Source organism: Paenibacillus haidiansis, from assembly GCF_036553665.1.
GTDB classification, from domain to species: domain Bacteria; phylum Bacillota; class Bacilli; order Paenibacillales; family Paenibacillaceae; genus Fontibacillus; species Fontibacillus haidiansis.
This window is the reverse complement of sequence record NZ_JAZHPZ010000001.1, coordinates 858,672-885,095: the sequence shown is the minus strand read 5'-3', so window position 1 is coordinate 885,095 and position 26,424 is coordinate 858,672. Positions and strand designations below refer to the sequence as shown.

The following is a 26,424-nucleotide window of genomic DNA, read 5'->3' as shown; positions in this document are numbered from 1 at the left end:
CCCGGTCAGCCAATGGCGGGTGCCCCTTGCGCTTTTCATTTGCCTTCTCGCGCCTTTCGCTCTTATGCAAACTGACGTACTTCGCTTTCGTCTTCCTCATACAAGACGCGGTGAGTCGGATAGGCAAGCTTGACGCCTTCCTCCTCCAGAATTTGCAGCAGCATGAGATTGATTTCCTGACGGATGCTCAGATGCTCCGCCCATACGGTTGTTCTCGTAAAGAAGTAAAAGAAGATTCCCAGGCTGCTTGCGTTAAATTCATTAAATTTAACGAGCAGTGTTTGCTGATCGATGCTATCATGCTCTCGCAGCATGCGCTCGCAGCGGGCTATAGCGGTCGCAAGCCGGTTCGGATCGGAATCGAGGGCGACGTTCAGCGAAAACGTGATCCGTCTTTTGCCCATCCGGCTCCAGTTTGTAATCGGTTCGTTGGCGAGCGTGGCGTTCGGCATGGTTACCACGGCATCGGCAAAGGTGCGGATGCGGGTACTGCGGAACGTAATGTCCTCGACGAATCCCTCCACACTGGGCGTCAATATCCAGTCGCCCTTCGAGAAGGGCTTCTCCGTAATGATCACGATCCCGCCGAAAATATGGCTCAGCGAATCCTTGGCGGCAAAAGCGATGGCGACGCTGCCGAGCCCCATGCCCGCAACGACTCCGTTAATGCTGAAGCCCCACTCCGCCCCCACAAGCGTTACCGTAAGAACGACGATAATAAAGCGGATGACCTTGGAAATGAACGGGATCATCATGCTGGAATCGTCGACGTTCATCTTTTTGCTGATTTCCTCCAAAATGACGGAAGATCTGGCGGATAAAATGTACAAGCTCCAGCCAACCAATAGGATAAGTCCGCTGCGGAACAAACGCGTGACAAGAAGCATTGCGCTTCCTTCCGGCGGAAGCAAATAAGAAACGGGAAGATAGAGGCCAAGCAAAACGAAGAAAAGACGAAGCGGCCGTTCAAAGGCCATCTTCCATTTGGCCAGGTTGGGCGAGCCCTTGCGCAGCTTGTTGAACACAAAGAATACAATGCTGCTCATCCACCTGTTTCCGATAGCGAACAGAAGGAGCGGAATCGCTATGATGCTAATGCCGAGCCATCCTAAGCCGCTTAGGCCATGAAGAAATTGCTCCCACAACGCAGAGATCTCAGCCACCTCCATTCATTAAAATTTGAATTTACATACTAACATGCTTGGTTGAAGGTTGTCAAAAGAATGAAGGGAGCTTGCATGAAGAAGCTATGCTAAAATAAAGTTTGTTATCTTTTTTTTACTAACAAAAGCTAATAAACTATAGTAATATTCTGGAAAATAATATATTATAAAAGTGTTATTACAAATTATTTCTATTTACTGAAGGAAGGGGGGAGTTGCCCGCTTAATTTGGAAAGCGTTTGCTTGATGAGCCGACTCAGCCGTGCATGGAACAAAATGATCGCCTGTTTTTAACTTTATCGTTATCCATTTTGAAAATTGGAGGTTGTGTTATGAGTAAAAAACTGATGAAATCTTTTGCCGCCATGTTTCTTGCTATGACTGTATTCGCCGCTTCAGCGATGATTCCCGGAGAGAAAGCTTCCGCAGCGGGTACCCCTGTGAAAGGATTTTATGTAAGCGGTACCAATCTTTATGATGCTACAGGTCAGCCCTTCGTGATGAGAGGCATTAACCATGCCCATACTTGGTACAAGAACGATTTGGCTGCGGCGATCCCGGCCATTGCCGCGACGGGCGCTAACACGGTGCGGATCGTATTGTCCGACGGGGGGCAATGGACGAAGGACGATATCGCCTCGGTTGAAAATATAATCGCACTCTGTGACCAGTATAAGCTCATTGCGATGTTGGAGGTGCATGATGCGACGGGGTCGGATTCAACATCCACGCTGAATCGGGCCGTAGATTACTGGATTAGTATCAAAGATGCGTTAATCGGAAAAGAGGACCGCGTCATCGTGAACATTGCCAACGAATGGTTCGGATCCTGGAGTTCGGAAGGTTGGGCGAACGGTTATAAAGCGGCGATTCCGGCCCTCCGCAATGCCGGCATTAAAAACACGCTCGTCGTGGATGCCGCGGGCTGGGGGCAGTATCCGAATTCAATCTTTGAGAAGGGCTTGGAGGTTGCTGGCTCCGACCCGTTGAAAAATATGATCTTCTCCATTCATATGTACGAGTACGCCGGCGGTAACGAAACGACGGTGAAGAACAATATCGACAGCGCTCTTGCCTTAAATATTCCCGTCATTATCGGCGAATTCGGGCATAAGCATTCCAGCGGGGACGTGGATGAGGCTACGATTCTGAGCTATACCCATGAGAAAAACGTCGGCTGGCTCGCCTGGTCCTGGTACGGCAACGGAGGCGGGGTCGAGTATCTGGATTTGGCGACGGGGCCGGCCGGAAGCTTGACGGATTGGGGCAAAACCGTGGTCAACAGCACATACGGCACGCTGGCCACATCCCAGCTGAACGGCATCTATACGACGCCCGGCTACCAGCCGGTTCCGGATAACGGCAATCCTCCCGATCCGACAGCGCCTGCCGCTCCTACCGGATTGACGGCCACGGCGGGGGATGGACAAGCCGCATTGAGCTGGAATGCTTCTTCCGGAGCAACCGGCTATACGGTCAAAAGAGCGACCGTGAACGGCGGCCCATATACGACCGTCGCCAGCAACGTTACAGGCACAAGCTACACGGATACTGGATTGACCAATGGAACCACGTATTATTATGTGGTCAGCGCTTCAAACAGCGCAGGGTCAAGCGCCGACTCCGGCCAAGCCGGCGTGACGCCGCAAGCCGTGACGACGCCGACCGGCTCGCTTGTGCTGCAGTATCGTGCCGGCGATACGAACGCAGCCGATAATCAAATGAAACCGCATTTTAACATTAAAAATAACGGAACGAGCGCAGTGAATCTGAGCGGTTTGAAGATTCGCTACTATTTCACCAAAGAAGGAACGGAGAGCATGAATGCCTGGATCGATTGGGCCCAGATCGGCGGCAGCAACATCCAGACCTCCTTCCATAGTACCACCGGCACAAATGCGGACAGCTATGTTGAGCTCAGCTTCTCGGCCAGCGCCGGTTCCATCCAGGCGGGAGGACAAACCGGCGACATCCAGCTGCGGATGGCCAGATCCGACTGGGCGAATCTGAACGAGAGCAACGACTACTCTTTTGACGCCACAAAGACTTCCTATGCCGATTGGAGCAAAGTAACGCTGTATCAGGACGGTAATCTGGTATGGGGTGTGGAGCCTTAATCGGGCTTTAGCCAAAAATGCGGACAACCTTGGTCTCATGGAGATCAGGGTTGTTTCGCGTGAACTCCTCTATCCGAAGCTGGAAAATCGGGAAATGGAAACAGCCCGCTGTGAAAAATATCAAGTACAGGCACAGATAGGCCGCTGCCCACATACAATTGAAGTGACCCGGAAGCGTTGGTTAAGGTTGCTCTATTGTGATTCAGCAGGAGGTGTCTTCTTTGCCCGGATTGTTTGCAGCCATTGCTTTATTCATTAAACAGCTGACTCTGCTTGTATCCTACGTAAAAAACAATGCGTTTCCCCAGCCTTTGACGGAAGAGGAGGAAACGAAGCATCTGCAGCGGATGGCCGAAGGCGATCCCGTAAGCCGCAACATACTGATTGAGCATAACCTGCGGCTGGTGGCCCATATCGTCAAGAAATTCGATAATACCGGCGAGGACTTGGAGGACCTCATCTCCATCGGGACGATCGGGCTGATCAAAGCGATCGAGAGCTTCCGGCCGAACAAAGGCACGAAGCTGGCCACGTTTGCAGCCCGTTGTATCGAAAATGAAATACTGATGCACTTACGCAGCTTGAAGAAAACCCGTAAGGACGTGTCCCTTCACGATCCGATCGGAACGGATAAAGAGGGGAACGAAATCACGCTGATCGATATTCTTGGTACGGAAGCGGACGATGTCGTGGACCGGGTACAGCTCAAAATGGAGAAGAGCAAAATCTACCGGAATCTCGACATATTGGATGAACGGGAACAGGAAGTGATTAAAGGCCGATTCGGGCTGGAGCATGGGGGAGAAGAGCGGACCCAGCGCGAAATCGCCAAGGAGCTGGGCATTAGCCGCAGCTATGTGTCGCGGATTGAGAAGAGAGCGCTCATGAAGCTGTATCATGAGTTTTATAAGAAGAAATAACGAGGTATTTATACCATAGATACGAAGTCATGTAATATAAATGAAAATAACTTAGCGTTGGACCGAGCCATGCTCGGTCTTTATTTTGTTCAAGGAACCAAGTGCATAGCTGAATGAAAGAATCCTACCCGGCAACCAGGACTACCTGTTTTCATTTTATTAAGGAGACTTCTTTGTTCATATTCTTTGAAACGTTTCCAAAATAGTTATTGAAACGTTTCCAGTTTGGTGATATTATATGGTTCATAAGAGAGCTCGGGGGGGTAATATGGCAAGCATTAAAGATGTAGCTAACCTAGCTGGCGTTGCAGTGGGAACCGTGTCGAGAGTCATCAACAACTCCGGGGCTGTAAAACCCATAACACGCAGAAAAGTGGAGGAAGCCATACAGAAACTGAATTATATTCCTAATGAAGTGGCGCGAAATTTCAAGATGCAGAAATCCAAGATGGTAGCTTTACTGCTCCCCAGCATCTGGAATCCTTTTTTCTCCGAATTGGCTTACTACATTGAGGATGAACTTGACCGGGAAGGCTTCAAGCTTATGCTATGTAACAGCGGAGGCAAGCCCGAAAAGGAACTGTATTATCTGGATATGCTCAGGCAAAACAAAGTGGCTGGTATTGTCGGCATAACTTACAATGATATCGAGAATAATGTTAGCAACGATATTCCGATCGTTAGTATCGACAGACACTTTAACAAGAAAATCACCTGCGTGACTTCGGATAATTATGAAGGAGGGCGTTTAGCTTTAAGAGAGCTTGTTAAGGCCGGATCCCGAAAGCCGGCTTTTATGGGTAGCGTTACTTCCGTCTTTAGTGAAACCATGAACCGGAGAAAGGGGTTCGTTCATGAGGCGCAAACTTTGGGCGTCGATGTCGTGATCTACGAGAAACCGGATCCCATCGTGGATGAAGATGCCTACTTTAACGAATTTCTAAGTGAGCATGGCGATGTTGATGGCATTTTTGCGATTACGGATATGTTAGCCGCTAGCTACATAGAAAGAGCACGCAAGCATGGCATTCGTGTTCCTGAGGATGTAAAGGTCATTGGTTATGACGGCATTCAGGATCATCCCTATTTTCATCCTATCTTGTCAACGATCCGGCAGCCCGTGGAAGAGATGGCACGCATGGCGATTAGGTTGCTTTACAACAAGATCGAGGGTAAGCCTTTAGAACAACAGGTGCACCGCATTCCCGTCATTTTTAAGCAAGGCGAAACTACATGATCTCTATCGGGGAGGAAAAACATCAGTTATCAAGCATGGCCTTGCCGACTGAAGTTTTTCTATTCTTAATTGGAAACGTTTCAAGTTTAAATGTTAACTCTTATAAACATTTGAAAAAAAATCAGCTCCTCGGTTGATTTATGATATAGATCTTCTGGCGTTTTCTTAAACTAATTTGGAAACGTTTCAAAACAGCTGATTACTTTACATGGAAAGGGAGTATAAGAGTGAATCCAACAACCAGCGGGGGGGATCATTCCATGATCAAACCAAATCGCAAAAGATGGAGCCGGGTCAAACGCGACTATGAATTGTATCTGTTTTTGCTGCCGATCATTATTCTCTATCTCGTATTCAAGTATTATCCGATGTACGGCGTGCAAATCGCGTTTAAGGATTTTTCACCGAGTCAGGGAATTTGGGGAAGTGAATGGGTAGGATTTCAGCACTTTATAGATTTTTTCGACTCCTATAACTTCTGGACTATCATAACAAATACGCTCTCACTCAGTTTTCTCTCGTTATTGTTTGGCTTTCCGGCTCCGATCATAATCGCACTGATGCTGAATCAGATGCTTGGGAAGAGATACAAAAAATTTGTGCAAACTGTGATCTATGCACCGCACTTTATTTCTACCGTCGTACTTGTCGGTATGCTAAATGTTTTTTTATCTCCAAATAGTGGAATTGTGAATCATATCATTACCATGTTCGGAGGAGACCCCATTCTGTTTATGGCCGACGAAGGCTGGTTCCGTCCTCTGTATATTTTGTCAGGAATATGGCAGGAGACTGGTTTTTCGACCATTATTTACCTCGCTGCTCTAGCAGGAGTCAATCCGGAACTGCATGAAGCGGCAACCATGGATGGAGCGAGCAAATGGAAGCGTGTATGGAATGTGGATATTCCAAGCATCTTGCCAACGATCGTCATTCTGTTGATTCTCGCCCTTGGTAACATTATGAGCATCGGCTTTGAAAAGGCGTTTCTGATGCAGAGCGATTTGAATTATGGTACCTCCAATATTATCCCGACCTATGTGTATGAAATGGGGATACAGAAGGCTCAATACAGCTTTTCTACGGCAGTTGGCCTGTTTAACTCGCTTATCAATATTATCCTGATTGTCACCGTCAATCGGATCGCTAAAAAGATGACAGAAACTAGTCTGTGGTAGGAGGAATCATCTTGAATCCACTTATGAAGAGAAAGAGCAGAGGAGACATATGGTTTGACATTATCAACTTTGCTCTATTGTCCATAGTTATGCTGCTCGTATTATTCCCGTTGTACTTTGTACTGATTGCGTCGTTCAGTGACCCAAACTATATCTACTCTGGTGAGGTCTGGCTGTTTCCTAAAGGCTTCACATTGGATGGTTATGAACGGATTTTTAATGATTCGTCCATATGGATCGGTTATGCCAATTCAATTCTATACGCGACCCTGGGAACGATAATTGGAGTAGCCGTGACTGTATTTGCGGCCTACCCGTTAGCCCGTAAAGATCTGGTAGGAAGATCGGCGATCATGTGGTTTTTGATGGTTACCATGTTTTTTAGCGGAGGGCTGATACCCACCTATTTGCTGATCAAGGATCTTCACATGCTGAATACGATCTGGGCACTTGTTATTCCTGGTGCAGGCGGCGTATTCAATGTGATTATCGTGAGGACATTTTTTCAATCGTCCATCCCGGATGAAATGTGGGAAGCGGCATCGATTGACGGATGTTCCAATACCAGATTCTTCTGGAGCATCGTCCTGCCCTTGTCCAAGTCGATCCTGGCTGTCATGGTGCTGTATCATGTTGTGGGCTTCTGGAACGGCTTTTTCGACGCTTTGATCTATCTGAACGATGAAAACAAGTATCCGCTGCAACTCGTGTTACGCAACATTCTTGTTCAAAACCAGGTTAACTCCGGAATGATGATCGATGTGGAATCTTACGCAGCAAAAATGCGTGTTACCGAATTGATCAAATACGGTGTCATCATCGTATCCAGTTTGCCGCTGCTGATGTTATATCCTTTCCTGCAAAAGTACTTTGTTAAAGGCGTGATGATCGGATCGATCAAGGGCTAATGTTGGCATGGTGCTTGAGAGGGGGGATGTGCAGCAAATTCGGACAAATGAAAAAGAAGGGCAGTGCATGATTTGGATCTTGTCGGATGAAAAAAAGGGAGGTTATTTACTTGAAGTCATTATTCAAAAATGCAGGGATTCTTGTGTTGGCCGGAGCGTTTGTGCTTAGCGGATGTTCGGGGAACGGCAATAACGGTAACGGGGCAAAAGATCAGGCAAATAGCTCGGTTCAAGACACGAATTTTAACAAAACGGGTCTTCCGATTGTAAACGATACTGTCACATTAAAGATGGTGTCTCCGAAAGCTTCATTGGCACCCGTGTTCTCGGAAATGGAAATCTTCAAGCGGCTGGAAAAGGAAACGAACGTAAAGATCAAATGGGAAAACATTCCTGAAGCCGATTATGCAGAAAAGAAAAATCTGTTACTCGCGAGCAATGATTTGCCGGATGCCTTTTATATGGCCGGATTCACTGATTACGAGTTAATCAATTACGGTAAAGACGGAACCCTTATTCCGCTAGAGGATTTAATTGATCAATATGCGCCTAATTTGAAAGCGCTTCTCGATCGCCGGCCTGATATCAAATCATCGATCACAGCACCGGATGGACACATCTACGGGCTGCCGTCCTTTGAAGAGAATAACCTGGGAACCAACCCTTTCTTTCACGTCATCAACAAAAGCTGGCTGGATAAGCTGGGGCTGAAGGTACCACAAACACTGGATGAATATACAGAAGCACTAGTGGCTTTTAAAACGCAGGATCCGAATGGCAATGGAAAGCAGGACGAAATCCCGTTAAGCTTCAGGCACATGCAGTGGTGTTCGGATATTGCCGGCCTTTTCGCGGCCTTTGGACTTCCGGATAACCTGGAGCACCGGGTCGTCCGTGACGGGAAAGTTATTTTTACCGCGACACAGCCTGAATATAAGGAAGCTCTGAATTATATCCATGAAAAATGGTATAAACAGGGCCTGATTGATCCCGAATCCTTCACTCAGGATGATGCACAGTATCTGGCCAAAGGTAAAACGGCAGATGAGACGCTCGGATCTTATGTCTGGTGGGAAGTCGAAGAAGTTGTCGGAACCGAACGCGCCAAGGATTATGTTATGCTGTCTCCGCTGAAAGGACCAAATGGGGATCAAACCATCGGACGCGCCAATGGCGGTGGTCCAGGACGTGGTTCCTTTGTAATTACAAAAGAAAACAGTAACCCGGAAATCACCATGCGTTGGATCGACCAGCAGTTTGAACCTTACATGGCTGCTCAAATCCACTGGGGTCCGCTGGATATCGTGTATAAGAAAGACGAGAACGGAAAACTGGTGAATTTGCCGCTTCCTGAGGGAACCTCCTCTGCAGGTGAATTCCGTCAACAAGTTGCTCCGGGATCGGGCGCACCTGGCGTCATTACTTTCGATGACTTCGGAAAAGTTGTAGATTTGGAGCCGCGTGCCCAGCAGCGTGCTAAAGATCTGGAGCAATATTACAATGCGTACATGGAAAAGGAAAACTATCCAAGCATCTTCTTTGAACCGGAGGAACTGGACAAAATCAACAAGATTGAGCCTGAATTGATTAAGTATGTAAATACGCAAAGAGGTAAATTCATTGTTGATGGCGGCGTAGACGAGCAGTGGGACGGCTATGTGAAGACACTGGAGAAGATGGGCCTGAATGAATTGATGGACATTTATCAAAACGGGCTGGATCGTTATAACGCAAATCTTAAAAAATAAATGACTAGATGATAGGTGGGGAGAAACTGTGCTTGATGTCATCGCGATCGGGGAAGTATTGATCGACTTTACTCCGGCAGGACGCACAGCCGGAGGTAACGAGCAGTTTGAATGCAATCCCGGAGGGGCTCCGGCTAACGTAGCCGCCGCACTATCCCGGTTAGGCGCCAAAGCGGCGTTGATTAGCAAGGTCGGGGAGGATCAATTCGGTTCCTTGCTTCATAATACCTTGCTAAGTGCCGGGGTTGATGTGTCCGGAGTTTCTTATACGAAAGAAGCGAGTACAACGCTGGCATTTGTCCATCTGGATGACAAGGGAGACCGGTCCTTCAGCTTCTTCCGGAAGCCGGGAGCGGATACCTTCTTACACTCATCGGATGTTCCGCTGGGCAGGATCGAAACGTGTCGGGCTCTGCATTTCGGCTCGTTGTCCATGACCCATGAACCGGCCCGTACGGCAACAAAGACGGCGGTTCTTAAGGCAAAGGAAGCAGGAGCTTTGCTTTCGTTCGATCCGAATATCCGGTTTGCCTTATGGGAGAGCAAAGAGGAAGCAAAGCAGAATATTCTTTGGGGCATGCAGTATGCCGATATCTTGAAAATATCGGAAGAAGAGCTTTCTTTTATAACGGGTACCAGCGATGTTGGAAAAGGCTCGCTGGAACTTCAAGAGCAATTCGGTATCGCGTTGATCGTCGTTACTTTAGCGGAAAAAGGCTGCTATTACCGTTTGGCTGGTCAGGATGGATATGTGCCGGGGTTCCAAGTGAAGCCCATCGACACTACCGGAGCCGGGGATGCCTTTCTGGGCTGCTTGCTGTATAAGATCCTGGAAACCGGAAGTTCTTTATATGATCTAACCAATCAACAAATGATTAGCATGCTGACATTCGCTAATGCCGGCGGAGCGTTGGCGACAACACGGAAGGGGGCTCTTGGAGCAATGCCGACGACAGAAGAGATCAACCGGATGATAGAGTCCAATAAGAAATATAATGATGAGCGTTTCAGACCGGGGTTTCATTTTTCGCCTCCATCCCATTGGTTGAATGATCCGAACGGATTGGTTTTTTACGAGGGAAGCTATCATTTATTCTATCAGCACCATCCTTACGGCAATAAATGGGGACCGATGCATTGGGGCCACGCCGTAAGCAAAGACCTGGTTCATTGGGAGCATATGCCGATCGCTCTTTTCCCGGATGAGCACGGCGCTATTTTCTCCGGATGCTGCGTGGTGGACTGGAAAAATACCAGCGGATTGTTCGAAGGTTCTCATGGATTGGTTGCGCTCTTTACCCATGCGGATACGCATCCGGAGACCGGACAGCCGCGCCAGCGGCAAAGCTTGGCATACAGCTGCGATAAAGGCCAAACCTGGCATAAATATGAAGGGAACCCCGTCCTCACAGAGGATGAGCTTGTTGACTTCCGGGACCCGAAGGTATTCTGGCATGCACAAAGCGAGCGCTGGATTATGGTTATTGTGGCGGGAGATCATGTCCGATTCTATCAGTCCGAAAATCTGCGTGAGTGGTCGTTGACCAGTGAATTCGGTAAAGGAGTAGGATCGCATGACGGAGTTTGGGAGTGCCCTGATCTGTTTGAATTGCCGATTGATGACACCGGTCGTTCCAAATGGGTGCTTATCATAAGCATCGGCGACAATCCCGACTGTCCTGAAGGATCGCGTACGCAATATTTTATCGGAGAGTTCGACGGAAATACGTTTATGAATGACAATCCGGCCGATCATATCATGTGGCTGGATTATGGTAGAGATAATTATGCGGGAGTTACCTGGTCGGATATTCCTGAGCAAGACGGACGCCGCGTGATCATCGGGTGGATGAGTAACTGGAAGTATGCCAACGAGACGCCTACCGGTTCTTGGAGAGGGGCTATGACTCTACCTCGCGCCTTGTCACTGACCGAGCGGGACGGAGGGTTGACCTTGACCCAAATGCCTGTCCGGGAAATGGAGCAGCTTCGCAAAGAATCCATGCGCTGGAATGACGTCACGGTTACGCCGGAGACTCCATTTTTACAGAAGGTGAAGGAGGATCTGCTAGAGATTGAAGCGGATATCGATCTCAGGTCCGGTGAAGAAGTTCATATCGCGTTGACATCTTCTGGGGAGAGCGAGATTGTTGTCGGATATGACCCTGAGGGCCAATGGTTGTTCATCGACCGTTCAAAATCGGGGGCTACGGATTTCCACGAATCGTTCGCTTGCAAGCACGGTGCCAGATTGGTTGCGTTGAATGATAAGATCAGGCTGCATATCTGGTTGGACCGCAATTCGGTTGAAGTGTATGCGGATCATGGCCTGGTTGCACTGACGGATCAAATTTTCCCTGAGGCTCCGATCGAGCAGGTTGAGGTAAGCACGCAATCAGGGCAGGTTGTGCTGGATTTGTTTCAGATCCATACGCTTGAATCCATTACTACTCCCGGTAGCACTATTAAGCTGACTGAAGGGAGGGATGAGGCATGAGCCTCCCAATGGATGACCAGGGTTTGATCATGCATTGGCCATTTGATGAAGGAGAAGGAGCAAGCGCTCTGGAGAACGTATCCCAAGTCCGGGATGAGATTCAGTACGTATTTAATCAAGCCGAATTTACCGAACCGACCGGCCCGCAGTGGAGACAGGGAGTAACGGGAAGCGGGCTCCTATTCGATGGTTACTCGACTTCTATCGTTCATTCGGTCAATCAGGGAGCCGCAAGCGGCGGGCCGGAATCTCTATCGGCACTAAGCATAGGAGTGTGGGTCGCGCCGCGCTCCTATGATTGGGGCTATGAAAGCAAGTTGACTGCCATTGTGAACCGCCATAATAGGGAGCGCGAGCAAGGTTATCTGCTTGGCATGTTCCGACACGGCTGCTGGTCCTTTCAGGTGGGGCTCGAAGAAGGCGGATGGACGGAAATTTGGTCACCGGACGGCCATGAGCTGCCCAAGAATGAATGGTCTTACGTAAACGGTGTATTCGATGGGGATCAAGGCGAAATCAAGCTGTATTTGAACGGGAGTGAAATTGCTCGTACTTCTGTGCCTCGCGGTTCCCGCCTCGCCGAGGCAACGGGCACGGATTTGCTCATCGGCAAAAATAATCACAGCAGCCAGTGGGGGGGAGTATTCAACCTCCAGATGTTTAGCGGTATCCTCGATGAATTGAAAATATACAACCGGGCCTTAAGTGCAGAGGAAGTGGCCGCTTCTTACCGGCATGTGCTGGATTCCGCGCATGGAGGCGTCAAGCCGCAGGTTCAATATGATGAGATCAAGCTGGATCGGACACCTCTGTTACAGGATCGGCACAGACCCCAGTATCATGTCAGCCCGCCCGCCCATTGGATGAACGAACCGCATGCGCCGATTTATTTTGGCGGGCAATATCATTTGTTTTATCAGCATAACCCGTTAGGGCCGTTCTTTTATCATATCCATTGGGGGCATTGGGTCAGTAAGGATCTCGTACATTGGCGTGATCTTCCCGTGGCGCTGGCGCCTGAAAAGGATCGGCTTGCACCGGACGGAATCTGGTCGGGAAGCGCAACTTACGATGCGGACGGTCTGCCTGTCTTGTTCTTTACGGCGGGCAATGACAGTGCTTCTCCAAATCAGAGCGTGGCGCTTGCCCGGAGTACTTATACCCGGGATGGTGACCCGGATTTGGTTCAATGGATTAAACATCCGGAGCCGCTCATCGTACAGGTGAAGGGAATGGGCGCATTCGGGGATTTTCGTGATCCGTTCGTGTGGAAGGATGATGACGGCTGGTATGCCCTGGTCGGATCTGGAATCGAAGGCGGAGGCGGGGCCGCCCTGGCCTTTGCGTCAAAAGACATGCTGAATTGGACGTACAAAGGGCCCTTTTATCAAGCGGATATTCAGAAGTTCCCCTATCTTGGGCCGATCTGGGAGCTTCCTGTCCTTCTTCCTCTTGGTACCGACAAGCAGGGGGAGAGCAAGCATCTTCTTTTGGTCAGCCCTGTGGGAAAAGGCGCCGATGTCGAGGTGTTCTATTGGATCGGACGGCTTGATAAGGAACATCTTTCGTTCATTCCGGATCGGGAGGAGCCTGAACTGATTGATGTTGGTGATTTCCATTTTACCGGCCCGAGCGGAATGGTCGATCCCAAAACCGGCAGAAACATCGTCTTTACGATCGCTCAAGGCGACCGGACGTCCGAACTGGAGTATCAATCGGGCTGGGCGCATAACGCCGGCTTGCCACTCAGCGTATATTTGCGGGATGACGGACGGCTGGGAATCGAGCCGATTCAAGAGCTGGAATCCCTGCGCGGCGCTAAACGGCTATCGATCCGTGACAAGTCATTGGCGGAGGCTAATGTTTTGCTAAGGGATGTTCAAGGCGACATGCTTGAGATCCAAGTGGAAATGGAACCGGCTAGTGCCACAAAACTCGGACTCAAGGTCCGGTGTACACCGGATGGAGAAGAGGAAACCCTGCTGTACTATGATTTCAATGAAGCAAAACTCTTGGTGGATCGGACAAAAACGACGCTTCATCCTGGAGAAAAGTGCAGAGGAGTTCAGGGCGGCAAGCTGGAGCTGTTAGATGAGAATTTGAAGCTTCACATCTATTTGGACCGCTCTATGGTCGAAGCCTATGCCAACGGATTGAAAAGCCTGACGACCCGGGTCTATCCGAGCCGGAGGGATGCCTTGGGGCTAGAAATCTGGGGAGATGGAGAGCTAGTCATTAAATCTATGGAAGTATGGGATATGCATTCCATTTGGTGGAGAAGCGCTTCGGCAGTATTTCCAACGTCCTGAAAGAACATTTTGCGTAAAGACTATCGCGAACATATCCCTATTAGCACCAAGTTTCGCGGATGGGGTTAAACTTCACCGGTTACTTGATACAGTGGAGAAAGCAGCAAAGACTGGAGAACGGCAGTATCTATAAGTGTAGTATCAAGCTCTTTTGACACAAGAATTTCACCGTGATATATCTGGCCGGTTAAATTAAATCAGTTGTTGATTTCCGAGCCGAGGGGATATATTAATGACAGTTACAGTGGATTGCGATACTCGTCAGTCGGTAGACAGAATTTCCTCCCGAATGCGTCGAGATTATAGCGAGTCTCTAAGGGAACTTAACCTTTACGTAGGCCAGGACAATTTACTTTCGTTTGTGGTTAGGCGATGGGGTAAAGCAAATGCAGCTATGTGTCGCGCATCGAGAACAGAGCGCTCATGAATAAGCTGTAACATGAGTTCTATAAGTCTTGGTAAGATGAGTAGAAGGAAGATGGAATAGACCTGCCGGAAGGCAAGGTCTCTTTTTTTATAGGGGCGCATTTCTAAAATATAGTTGCCGTTCCGAATTTCCATTATGGAGCAATGAAGAGCAGGTTAAAACTTCTTTCGGACAATGTTGACCCGATCAACTTATGTAATGGAGCAGATGTACGGTGATTGCTCGTAAAGTTAATTAACCTAAGGTTAATAATATAACGTTCAAAAATGATTCATCTGCGGGCAAATTACCTTTCTCATTTTTGAATTAATATAAATGAGAATTCTGTATGACTTTGTATGAGCGCTTGCAGGCATGGCCTTGCAGCTTGTCGAATGATAGGTGCGATAATAATGGGAGTAACTGTGGCAAGAAGGGGGCATGTCCTTGGGAGTACTCAGGCTGGTTTTGAATTATCTGCAGCAGGCGACGATGAAGAAGAGGATTATGTTTATTTTTGCGACGGGGACACTGATTCCTTTTATTTGTGCAGCGCTGCTGTCGTACCGTACGATGTCCTCCATTTTGACGGGCAATCTGGAGAGCAGCGTCCGCAGCAACCTAAAGCAGGCGGAAGTATCCCTGGAGAGAACGATCAGCAACCTGAACCATGTGTCCCAGCAGCTTGCTTTTCAGGGCAGCATCGGCAAGAAAGTCGACTCGCTCCTATCCTCAGATAAGCCGTATGAAAAAGCGATGTTGACGGAAGAAATCAACACGGAGCTCAATTTGATCTCTTTTACCAATCCGACGATCGGTTTAATGATGTATTACTCGAAGGAACAAGGTGCTTACCTGTTCAACAGTACCATTGTGAAGGAAGATTATGAGATTAACGAATTGCCGCTGCTGGCCGAGTATTTTCGAATCTCTTATTTCGGTCCCCATATCAGCAATGAGCGCTACAATGACGAATTTGTGATCTCGGCGCTGCGCAAGGTGGATATGCCCGAAGATGCCGGTGATATGTACGTGTATGTCGAATCGGGCTTTAAGATGACCCCGTCCATTTTTGAGAACAAGCTGGAGGATTCATCCTATTACCTCATTCTGGACAATGATAAAAGGATTGCCTATAGCGATGTGCCCGAAAGTTTTGAGATAAACGGTTACTTTAATGACGCTGAAGGCAGTAACGGATCGGGGCTGCAAGACGGGTATTACTGGTTTGAGAGCACCAGCAACCAGGGGTGGAGCGTCGTTTCGCTGATCCCCCAAAAGGAATATAACAATGAGAAGAACCGCTGGGTGATCCAGATGATTTACTTGTTCTTGTTGTTCCTGGGAAGCAGTTTTCTCATCTCCTGGTTTCTGTGGAAAATGGTCTATGTTCCGCTGCAGCAGTTCAATTTGCAGATCAAGTCCATTACGCAGCGCAACACGGCTCTTGCCGAAGCCCCGCGCCTGTGGATTCCGGAGTTTGACTTCCTGATCAAGCAACTGCAGAACATGAAAGATCAAATTAATGAACTGATTGAAGAAGTAGGGCGCAAAGAGAAAAGGCGGGCGGACCTGGAAGTGGAAAAGCTGCTGTACCAAATCAATCCCCATTTTCTGATGAACACGCTCGATACGGTCCATTGGCTTGCGGTGATGAACGGACAGAAGGACATTGACAAGCTGGTGGTCTCACTCAATAAGCTGCTGTATTACAACCTGGGCAAGCGGGGACAGGTCTCCACGATCCGGGAGGAAATCGATTCCATCCGGCAATATTTGACGCTGCAGCAGGTCCGGTATGATTTCAACTTCGATGTGCGGATTCAGGTCGACGATGATGTACTCGATCTCGCTATTCCCCGGTTTATTTTGCAGCCGATTCTGGAGAACTCGCTTTACCATGGGCTTGATGATGACGGATATATTGAGGTGGAAGTGAGGAAGGATGAGGGACAGATTATCCTTTCCGTACATGACAACGGAGCAGGCATCCCGGAGGAAGAGATCGGGAAGCTGATGCATCAGACGCAGGTCGAACAGCAGAAAGCGGGCATGGGCATCGGAATGAGCTATGTGAGACGGATGATAGAGAACCAATACGGTGAGTCGGCCAGCCTGGAAATCCGCAGTGAACTGGGCAAAGGAACGACGGTCGATCTGAAATTACCAAGCATGGAGGTTCTACCGAATGATTAAGGTATTGATTGTGGATGATGACAATCTGGTGCGCAAAGGGCTGATATCCATGCTGCCTTGGAGGGAGTACAGCATGAAGGTCGTGGGAGAAGCCAAGAACGGCGAGAAAGCGCTGGAGTTTCTGGCCGAGCATCGAGTGGATTTGCTGCTTACCGATTTGGCGATGCCGGTCATGTCCGGGATGGAGCTGATGCGTGTCGTACGCAAGCGGTATCCCCATATCGCCATCGTTGTCCTCACGCTGCATCAGGACTTTGAATATATCCAGGATTGTTTGCGGCTCGGCGCCATTGATTATATTGCCAAGGTGGAACTGGAAACGGACAGCTATGATGAAGTGATGGGCAGAATCAAAGATAGAATTCTCGAAGATCAAATGAAGCTTGCCATTTCACCGGTCCAGGAAGATGATCATCAGGATTACGGCTGGTTCTATAATGCCCGCCCTGATCATAAGCGGACCGACGCAGTCCCGAAGTCCTCTCTCCTTTCCGTGTCGGCCAATGAAAATGAAGATTTGCTGGCGGATTTGAAAAAGAGCGGGCTGGCGCTGGGCTGGGTTCATAAAAGCGCTGAATTCGAGCAGTTTATGAATGCTTTAAAAGAAGCGGCTCTGCCGCCGGCTAAGCTGACCGCGTTTTTGAACTCCTTGTTGCTGGAATGGAACCGAATTTATACATCGGTGACCCATCGGCGAATGGAATTGCCGGAGACCTTCGGTGCGTGGTTTGAAGTCGAGGAGTGGTTGCATGAAGCCAGAGAGTCTTTGGCTGCCGCTATCGGAAAGCCTCAATATTCAGAGGAAATCAAAGAATGCATTGCGAGGGCGGTGCAGGCTTTGCACGAGGAATTATCCGATCCGGTTACCGCTTCCGAGATGGCCAAGCGGGTAAATATGAGCCGCAGCTATTTCAGCCAATGCTTCAAGGATATTATAGGCATGACCTTTAACGAGTATTTACGCTCGATCCGTATGGACAAAGCCAAGGAATACCTCCAATATACTCAAAAAAACATACAATGGATTTCCGAACATACGGGATACACGGACCAGAAATATTTCAGCCGGGTATTTTATGAAAGGACGGGCATGCTGCCCAGTGAATACCGGCAATCCTGCCAATCCTGCCGATCCGGGATACAAATGTCCGATCTTAAGGGGGAGTAATGTCCTGTAATGCCCGGTAAATATCCTCCATTCTTCTACCCGAATTCGAAGCCGCTTTCTGACATAACGGCAGTTCATATCATGTATACTCAGATCATAAGGTGAGGTAACTGAGAGAAGGGAAGGTCAGATGAAGAGAAGACACGGGATCGCTGCTTTGATCGTAGTGATGCTGCTAACGGGGGCATGCCGCAGCGCGGAAGATTCGGGCGCGGGAGACGGTCAACATCTTTCCGGGCTGCTTCCCGATTCATCCGGAAAATATGAGGAACCTGTTACGATCAGGATCGGTACGACAGTGGAATCCACAAGATCCATGCTGGAGGGCGAAACGCTTCTCGACAATCAATATACCCGTAATATCAGAAATAACTTGAATATTATCGTCGACTATTCCTTCAAGGCTTCACCGGCCAATTATAACCAGAAAGTAAGCCTGGCCATTGCCAGCGGCGATTTGCCGGATGCGATGATTGTCGGGGCTGTAGAGCTTAAAGAAATGGTTGAGGCCGATCAGTTGGCCGATCTGACGGAGGTCTACCATAAGTATGCTTCGCCAGTGATCAAGCGGATTGTGGACAGCACGGACGGGGAAGCCTTAAACAGCGTAACGTTCGACGGCAAAATACTGGCCCTTCCCAATGTACAGCTCCGTGCGGATGGCATTCATCTCCTGTGGATCCGTAAGGATTGGCTGGACATGCTTAATCTGGAGCCGCCGAAAACGATGGAAGAACTGGAGAGGATCGCCCGTGCATTTGTCGAGAAGGATCCGGACGGCAACCAAAAGGCGGACACGATCGGGCTGGCAGGCCCGAGCTCTACGGGGAGGCTGTACGCCACTTTCCTCCAGTCGACCAACAATCTGTATGGGTTTGACGGAATCTTCTCCGCTTATAATGCTTATCCGGGCTACTGGTTAGAAGACAACGGGGAGGTGGTCTATGGCTCAATTCAGCCGGAGACTAAAGAGGCATTGGGAAAATTGAGGGAGATGTACCTGGCTGGATTGATCGATTCGGAAACGGGGGTGCGCGAAGATCCGGGTGACCCCATTGCGAAGGGAAAAACGGGGATGTTCTTTGCGCCATGGTGGGCGCCCTACGGGCCCGTGGACGATGCCGTCAAGAATAACCCGGATGCCAATTGGCAGGCCTATGCCCTTCCGCTGGATGCCGGCGGACAATACCGTCCGCACATGAGCGCCTCGACCAATCAGTTTCTCGTTGTCCGCAAAGGGTATGAGCATCCTGAAGCGGCCATGCTTATCCTTAATAATCTAGTTCTCGGGGAGAGCCGGGGAACGTTTACAACCGAAAGAGGGCCAACCGAATATCCGTTGCGAATGACTTACGCTCCGGCCGATGAGACAGAATTTGAGGTTCGGGCGATACGGCAGGTTCTTGCGGGAACCAAAACCGCGGAAGATTTCCTGGATCAGCCCGAATACAAAATGCTGCAGTCCGATATCCGGAATATTGGACCGGTCAAATTGGGGCCTTATGATAAGTATGACATTCAGCATTGGAATCCTGAAGCAGACAGAGCTATGTGGGTAAGGGCATATGCCTTGTTGGTCGGCGGAGCGCCGCTCGTCGATAACGAGATTAACGGAATATTCAGCGCTACGTATACCCAGACCCAGACGATGGCAACGAAGTGGTTCAAGCTGCAGAGGCTTGAAGATGAAACCTTCCTGAAAATTATTCTGGGCGGCGCGCCTCTGGATACCTTCGACCAGTTCGTACAGGAGTGGAACAGGCAAGGCGGTGAGCAGATTACCCGTGAAGTTTATCAACAGATCCATTGAGATAGGCGCTTCCGATTGGCGCCGGCACAGCTCCGGCGTCGACTTTTAAATCATGGAACGCAGTCGGTCCTGAAATCACAGGGAACTGATTTTAGGATACACCTTTATGCGCCCAACTGATGTAAATATATAACATAAATACAATAAAATGTAATTCAGGTATGGAGGCTGAACGATGGATATTAACCCTGCAAGCCAAACCAAGGTAAATCCCAAAGTATCGAAAAGGTACCACAACAAGGATAAGTACCAGTTGTTTCTGATGGCATTGCCTTTTCTGATTCTGGCGTTCCTGTTTTGTTACCTCCCGCTGTATGGCTGGATTTATGCCTTTTACGACTACCGGCCCGGTATTCCGCTTTCCGTTTCCGAATTTGTAGGCTTTAACTGGTTCACTTCCATGTTCTCCAATGAAGTTCAGCGTCAAGAAATTATACGTGTCCTGCGCAATACCTTTGCCATCAGCAGCTTAAATATTGCGACTTCGGTATTACCGGTTATCTTTGCGGTATTCTTGGTTGAACTGCGGAGCACCCGGTTCAAAAAAATTGTACAAACGCTTACAACGCTGCCGAACTTCATCAGCTGGGTACTTGTATATTCCTTTGCTTTCATGCTTTTTTCGGTCGACAACGGCTTCCTGAATAATTTTCTGCTGGATATGGGATGGGTTTCCAAGCCGTTGAATATCCTGGCTTCCGACGACCATACATGGATGACGATGACGTTGTGGAGTGTATGGAAAGGGCTTGGCTGGGGCGCAATTATGTATATTGCGGCGATTACGGGGATAGACCAGGAAATCTACGAGGCGGCCAGAGTCGATGGCGCCGGACGTTTCCGGTTAATGTGGCACGTCACCGTTCCCGGCTTGATGCCGACCTTCTTCGTCCTGCTGCTGCTCTCGATCGGCAACTTCATCAACAACGGGATGGAGCAGTTCTACGTATTCCAGAATGCCATGAACACCAACCATATCGAGGTCCTGGACCTGTATGTCTACAATATCGGGATGACGAATTCCAACTTCGGATTCGCGACGGCTGTCAGTATGCTGAAGTCGCTGGTTAGCTTGTTCTTGCTGTTTATTGCCAATACCCTATCCAAAGTCATTCGCGGCGACAGCATCTTTTAATCCGGCCGATCAGAAAAGGAGAGTAGAGACCTCATGCCTGTCAAAGAAAAATTTTCCTGGTTCCACTTCTTCAATTATGCCGTCTTTGCCATCATCACGCTCATTTGCGTATTTCCGTTCTATTATCTTTTTATCAATACGATCAGCGACAATGACTTAAGCAGCCGGGGGCTGGTCATGTTCTATCCCAAAGGGGTGCATTTGACCAACTACTTGGATGTGTTCAAAATTCCGGGCTTGGGGCAGGCGGCGCTGGTATCGCTCGGCCGGACCCTGCTCGGTACGCTGTTGACGGTTGCCGCCTCCGCCTTCCTCGGGTATTTGTTTACAAAGCAGATGTGGGGACGGAAATTTTGGTACCGTTTTCTCGTCATAACGATGTATTTCAACGCCGGGCTGATTCCTTGGTATCTGACCATGCTGCACTTGGGCTTGACCAATAATTTCCTGGCCTACGTCCTGCCGACCATCGTTCAGCCCTTCTTTATCATTCTCGTCAAAACCTATGTAGAGTCTACGCCGGTCGCGCTGCAGGAATCCGCGCAAATTGACGGAGCCGGTTATTTTAAAATTTTCACCAGCATCATCTTTCCGCTCATAACACCGATTCTGGCCACCATTGCCATATTCTCGTCGGTGACCCAGTGGAACAGTTTTACGGATACGTTGTTTCTGGTTACGGACCAGAAGCTGTTTACGCTTCAGTTCATCTTATACCGGTACATGAATGAGGCCACCTCCATTGCGCAATTAATGAAGCAGTCCTCTGGGGCGATGGATCTTGACCTGGCCAACATGGCTACGCCGACGTCGATTCGTACTACCGTTTCCATGGTTGTTGTGTTGCCGATTCTGTTCGTATATCCGTTCTTTCAGCGGTTTTTTGTTAAGGGAATTATGATAGGCGCAGTCAAGGGTTAAGCTGCCGGCGGTTTCTCTTGAAGGGGGTGAAGTGTTTCCGCTGATGATCGTTTATCCGTAAAAAAGTTCAGCAAAGAGTATGAACAAGGGGAGGAAATTTGGAATATGAACAAAAGATGGTATGGGTCTGCAATCGTGCTGCTCATGTGTGCCGTTCTCGTATTTACATCGGCTTGTAGCGGCAATAAGAACGGCGGAAATACTGCTACGGGCGGCGCAAATAGTGCCTCCGAGACCGGCGATAACGGCGGTTCCGAGGCAGGGGAGCGAAAAGAGCTGACTATTGACGTGTTCTCTATGCTGGCGAATTATGCCGGTGAACAACCGGGATGGTTTGCCAAGCTTGTAAAGGACAAATTCAATATTAAGCTTAACATTATTGCTTCCAACTTGGCGGGCGGACAGCAAAAAGTCGCTACCATGATGGCTTCCGGCGATCTTGGCGACCTGGTTGTGTTCGGTACCAACGGCAAGGATTATCAGGACGCGATCAAAGCCGGCCTGCTCCTGGATTGGACCAAGGACGATTTGCTCAACAAATACGGCCAGGGTTTGTTGGAGAATGCTCCCGAGGCCATTGAAGCGAACAAGAAGCAATTCGGCGGCGGTACTTCGGTGTACGGAGTCGGATTCGACGTTGGAACAGGGGAAGGTCCTTCCGAAGGGGCGACCATGAATTACGGGCCGAATCTCCGCTGGGATTTGTACCAGAAGCTTGGAAGCCCTGAGATCAAGACACTGAATGACTATCTGCCGGTCTTGAAGCAGATGCAGGAGCTCGAGCCGAAAAGTGAAAACGGTCGTCCGACCTACGGCATTTCGCTTTGGTCCGATTGGGACGGCAGTTATATGACCCTTGCCAAAGTCATCGCTCAATTCCATGGATACAATGAGGGGGACGGCCTTAATCCGGCGGGGCTGATCCTGACGCATCAGAACAAAGATGAATGGCAGGGCGTCCTTGATGAAGACGGATATTACCTGCAAGGTCTGAGGTTCTATTATGATGCGAATCAGATGGGACTCCTCGATCCCGATTCTTTAACGCAAAAATTCTCGGACGTGTCCAATAAGATCAAGGATGGGCAAGTGTTGTTTTCACACTTCCCATGGGTTGATAATGTTTACAACACTCCAGAACGTACAGCTGAGGGCAAAGGATTTGCTCTGGTGCCGTTTGCCGACGAGAAGATCACCTCTTACGGGCAGAGTCCGTACGGAGGGAATCGCGTATGGGCCATCGGGTCCAAAGCGAAGGAGCCTGAGCGCATCATGGAATTCCTGAGCTGGCTGTATTCTCCGGAAGGTGTCATGGAATCGAACTATGGTCCGAAGGGCTTGGCCTGGGATATTGACGAGAACGGGAAGCCGTTCGTTACGGAATACGGTTGGAAGGCGCTGCCTGCCAACTCGGAGCCGGTACCGGCGGAATACGGCGGAGGCACATTTAAGGACGGTACGAATCAGATCAATAATACGACCCTGAAGCTGACAAACATTAACCCGGATACAGGAGAAACCTATGACTACAGTCTGTGGACGTCGACGCTGAATCATGATCCCGACCCGGTAACGAAAAGCTGGCGGGAAGCGATGGGGGTCATGACGGCAAGAGAGTATTTTGTAAAGAACGATATGATTGAAGTCTCGAAACCGTTCTTTACGACAGAACCACCGGCTACGGTTCCCGCCCAAATGCAGCAGAAGATCGATGGTATCGGCAAGATTATCAAGGAGTATTCATGGAAGATGATCTTTGCGAAAAACGAGGATGAATTCAATAGGCTCAAGGAAGAGATGATTACGAAATCCAAAGGCCTTGGTTATGACGAAGCGGTTGCATATGAAGCCGGCAATGCCGAAAAGATGGTTTTTCCATACAGATAAGCTTATTTCCCGAATTCCTGTGCCGGCTCAGGCCGGTACAGGAATTTTCTTGGAGGACCACATTTACCAACGGGACGATATCGGGCTGATTAAAGCACGATAAATATTTTTTGAAAACGGTTAATTGACAAGCTTATCGTTTGTATATATACTGGTCATGTAAGTGAGGAGAAGTTGAAACTGTTATACATTTCTGAAACGTTTCAGTAGTGAAAAGACGATTTTTTTTAGTATTTTACTGTAACGTTTCAGTAACTTCTTGCTTGCCTAATTATAACCTGCAGAGGTGACGGCATGAGCAACAAAGAAACAGCCAAGGAAATTATTAAACAGGTTGGGGGAAAGGGCAATATTGGGAGCTTGATTCATTGCGCAACCCGCTTGCGCTTTGAATTAAACGACAGTACGCTTGCCGACCGGAGCGCACTCAAAGCGATTCCCAAAGTACTCGGCGTTGTGGACGCACAAGGGCAGACCATGATCATTATCGGTCCGCAAGTAAATGAGATGTATACCGAAATAATGGCGCAGCTTGACGGAGATGAACCATCCGAAGAGGTTCGGGGCAACGGAGCCAAGACAGAAACGGCAAAACAAACAAAGGCCGCGAAGAAGTCATGGTTTGATCAACTGCTGTCCACGATTTCCGCCATCTTCACACCGTATATTCCGGTTCTCGCCACTTCGGGGATCATCAAAGGTCTGGTCGATATTCTGGTGAAGAGCAATGTCCTGACAACGGACAACAATACGTACCTCATACTGGCCGGAATCGGCAATGCGCTGATCTACTTTTTCCCGATCTTGCTAGCTTTTACGGCGGCGCAAAAATTCGGTTCGAACCCTTACATAGGGGCGACGATCGGTGCCGCATTAATGGAACCGAATATAGCGGGCATTACTGTCACCGGGAACAAGATCGACTTTCTGGGTATTCCGTTTACCGCAATGAATTTTTCCAGTACCGTTATTCCGATTATTTTGGCGATATGGGCGTATTCCTATCTCGATAAAACGCTTAAACGCTATTTGCCGAAAGCGCTGCAATTTATTCTGGTTCCGCTGTTGTCCTTGCTAATCATGGTTCCGTTGACATTGATGGTATTTGGTCCTGTCGGCGGCTTTATCGCCAATGCGATTGCCGATGGTTATCAATTCCTGTTGAATTCCAATGTTATCATCTTTAATGCGATCTTCGGCGCGCTGTTCATTTATGTCATTATGCTCGGCGTGCATTGGGTCATTCTGCCGCTGCAGCTGTCCTATCTGGCCGAACACGGAATGGAATATTCACTTGGCTCCGGCGGTATGGGCAATTACGCGCTGCTGGGCGTCTGCCTCGCCGTCCTGGTCATTTCCAAAACGAAGGAAGAGCGCACGATCGCCAGTTCCGCCGCCTTTGTCAATTTCCTGTCGGGCGTAACGGAACCGGGATTGTACGGGGTAGTCATGAAGAACAAGAAGTATTTTATCTCGCTTACGCTCGGCGGTCTGGCGGGCGGCATTATTTTCGGCGCAACCAAAAGCTACATTACCAATTTCGCCTTTACCGGATTGTTCGGATTACCGGCTTTCCTGTCTTCCCCAACGGCAACTACGTACATTATTAGTGTTCTGGTCACCCTTGTTGTATCGTTTATGGCTACGCTCTTGCTCAGCAGCAACAAGATATCGTTTGGTAAGAAACTCTCCAAATAGTATTAAGGCAGAGCAGAAGACGTAATAATCCGGATAATGGTATAATGAGCGGGATGTGGATTAATCAGTGAGAGGTGCAAGGTATACATGCCTACAATAAAAGATATCGCGAAATCATTGGGAGTCTCGGTATCCACGGTTTCCATGGCGCTCAACGACAGTCCGGAAATTGGCCAGAAGACGAAAGCCAAAATCAGGGAAGCTGCCAAAGCAATGAATTATATCAAAAACGGTACGGCGTTGGATTTGCAGCGCAAGAAAACCAATATTGTCCTGTTAATTACCGACAACCCTACGCGACCATATTTCACCGATTCCTTACAGGTTATCCAAAGCGAACTGCTGAAGCACAATATGGATCTGGTAATTATTGCGGCCACTAATAAACATACCGCTACAGCAGAGCGGTTTATCTCGGAGAACCGGGCGGATGCCATTATCTGCATGTCCAAATTCATCACGGATGAAATCGTCAACGATTATGCCAGTCGGAATATGCCAATCATTGTGATGGGCCGCACGCCGGATCTGATTACAAACCCGTTTGTGGTAAATGTTGCGCTGGATTACGAACGGGTCGGTGAGGATATTACGGATTACCTCATTCAGAAGGGGCATCGCAAGATTGCTTTTGTCAGAGGCAGCAAAACTTCCGTGGGCAGCAATTACCGGTATCAGGGGTATTTGCGCAGTTTGAAGCGTTTCCATCTTGATCTGAATAAGACGATTATCTTTGAAGCGGGCGGCAACGGATATGATCACGGGTATGATATCGCGGATAAAATAATCGGCAAAATTACGGATGCTTCCGTCGATGCTGTGTTTTTTGCGACTGATGATCTGGCGGTGGGCGGTTTGCGCAAATTTTTGGAGCACGGCATTCGTGTGCCTGAAGACGTTTCGATTGTCGGCTACAACAATTACCCGATTTCCAAAATGGTCATGCCTCCGATTACGACGGTCGATCTGCATCAGCAGAAGATCATGAAACGGATCGCGGTTACACTGATCGATTTATTGGAAGGAAACAAAACGAAGGCTGAAGTGCTGAAGAAGCTGCACAAAGGCAATATTTTATACTCCGAAATTATTGAACGAGGCTCGGTCATAAATAGAAATTAGCAGG

General features: G+C 48.8%; 17 protein-coding genes. 16 read left to right on the top strand and 1 reads right to left on the bottom strand.

Annotation, left to right across the window (positions count from 1 at the left end; genetic code table 11):
* Positions 1–62 precede the first annotated feature (62 nt).
* Positions 63–1,046 carry a mechanosensitive ion channel family protein gene (locus V3851_RS04085; protein WP_331845194.1) on the bottom strand — a complete coding sequence of 328 codons (984 nt, stop codon included), beginning with the start codon at positions 1,044–1,046 and terminating at the stop codon, positions 63–65.
* A gap of 449 nt (positions 1,047–1,495) precedes the next feature.
* Here V3851_RS04085 and V3851_RS04080 point away from each other — a divergent pair, with 449 nt between their 5' ends.
* From V3851_RS04080 to V3851_RS04005, 16 genes are all read left to right on the top strand, one after another.
* Positions 1,496–3,280 (top strand): cellulase family glycosylhydrolase, encoded by a 1,785-nt coding sequence (locus V3851_RS04080; protein ID WP_331845193.1) that lies wholly within the window; start codon positions 1,496–1,498, stop codon positions 3,278–3,280.
* A gap of 221 nt (positions 3,281–3,501) precedes the next feature.
* Entirely contained in the window at positions 3,502–4,200 is a 699-nt protein-coding gene (sigK, locus tag V3851_RS04075) for an RNA polymerase sporulation sigma factor SigK (protein ID WP_331845192.1), read from the top strand.
* A gap of 268 nt (positions 4,201–4,468) precedes the next feature.
* Positions 4,469–5,437 carry a LacI family DNA-binding transcriptional regulator gene (locus V3851_RS04070; RefSeq protein ID WP_331845191.1) on the top strand — a complete coding sequence of 323 codons (969 nt, stop codon included), beginning with the start codon at positions 4,469–4,471 and terminating at the stop codon, positions 5,435–5,437.
* Positions 5,438–5,697: 260 nt separating this feature from the next.
* Positions 5,698–6,615, top strand: a complete 918-nt coding sequence (locus V3851_RS04065; RefSeq protein WP_331845190.1) for an ABC transporter permease — start codon at positions 5,698–5,700, stop codon at positions 6,613–6,615.
* 11 nt (positions 6,616–6,626) lie between these two features.
* Complete coding sequence (locus V3851_RS04060) at positions 6,627–7,523, top strand: carbohydrate ABC transporter permease (RefSeq protein ID WP_331845189.1); 897 nt, start codon at positions 6,627–6,629, stop codon at positions 7,521–7,523.
* A gap of 110 nt (positions 7,524–7,633) precedes the next feature.
* Entirely contained in the window at positions 7,634–9,271 is a 1,638-nt protein-coding gene (locus tag V3851_RS04055; protein WP_331845188.1) for an ABC transporter substrate-binding protein, read from the top strand.
* Positions 9,272–9,299: 28 nt separating this feature from the next.
* Complete coding sequence (locus V3851_RS04050) at positions 9,300–11,768, top strand: PfkB family carbohydrate kinase (RefSeq protein ID WP_331845187.1); 2,469 nt, start codon at positions 9,300–9,302, stop codon at positions 11,766–11,768.
* The gene (locus tag V3851_RS04045; RefSeq protein WP_331845186.1) at positions 11,765–14,077 is read left to right on the top strand and encodes a GH32 C-terminal domain-containing protein; all 2,313 of its coding nucleotides are present in this window, start codon (positions 11,765–11,767) and stop codon (positions 14,075–14,077) included. Before V3851_RS04050 ends, V3851_RS04045 begins: the two co-directional genes overlap by 4 nt.
* 853 nt (positions 14,078–14,930) lie before the next feature.
* Complete coding sequence (locus tag V3851_RS04040) at positions 14,931–16,679, top strand: sensor histidine kinase (protein WP_331845185.1); 1,749 nt, start codon at positions 14,931–14,933, stop codon at positions 16,677–16,679.
* Positions 16,672–17,847, top strand: coding sequence for a response regulator transcription factor (locus V3851_RS04035; RefSeq protein WP_331845184.1), 1,176 nt, complete (start codon positions 16,672–16,674; stop codon positions 17,845–17,847). The genes V3851_RS04040 and V3851_RS04035 overlap by 8 nt, the downstream gene beginning before the upstream one ends.
* Before the next feature lie 130 nt (positions 17,848–17,977).
* Positions 17,978–19,657, top strand: coding sequence for an extracellular solute-binding protein (locus tag V3851_RS04030; RefSeq protein WP_331845183.1), 1,680 nt, complete (start codon positions 17,978–17,980; stop codon positions 19,655–19,657).
* A 175-nt stretch (positions 19,658–19,832) separates the two neighbouring features.
* Positions 19,833–20,792, top strand: coding sequence for an ABC transporter permease (locus V3851_RS04025; RefSeq protein ID WP_331845182.1), 960 nt, complete (start codon positions 19,833–19,835; stop codon positions 20,790–20,792).
* 33 nt (positions 20,793–20,825) lie between these two features.
* Positions 20,826–21,713 carry a carbohydrate ABC transporter permease gene (locus tag V3851_RS04020; protein ID WP_331845181.1) on the top strand — a complete coding sequence of 296 codons (888 nt, stop codon included), beginning with the start codon at positions 20,826–20,828 and terminating at the stop codon, positions 21,711–21,713.
* A gap of 105 nt (positions 21,714–21,818) precedes the next feature.
* On the top strand, positions 21,819–23,600 hold the full coding sequence (locus V3851_RS04015; protein WP_331845180.1) for an extracellular solute-binding protein: 1,782 nt from the start codon (positions 21,819–21,821) through the stop codon (positions 23,598–23,600).
* Positions 23,601–23,894: 294 nt separating this feature from the next.
* A complete protein-coding gene (locus tag V3851_RS04010) occupies positions 23,895–25,298 on the top strand; it encodes a PTS transporter subunit EIIC (RefSeq protein ID WP_331845179.1) in 1,404 nt (467 codons plus the stop codon).
* Positions 25,299–25,385: 87 nt separating this feature from the next.
* Entirely contained in the window at positions 25,386–26,420 is a 1,035-nt protein-coding gene (locus V3851_RS04005) for a LacI family DNA-binding transcriptional regulator (protein WP_331845178.1), read from the top strand.
* Positions 26,421–26,424: the final 4 nt, after the last annotated feature.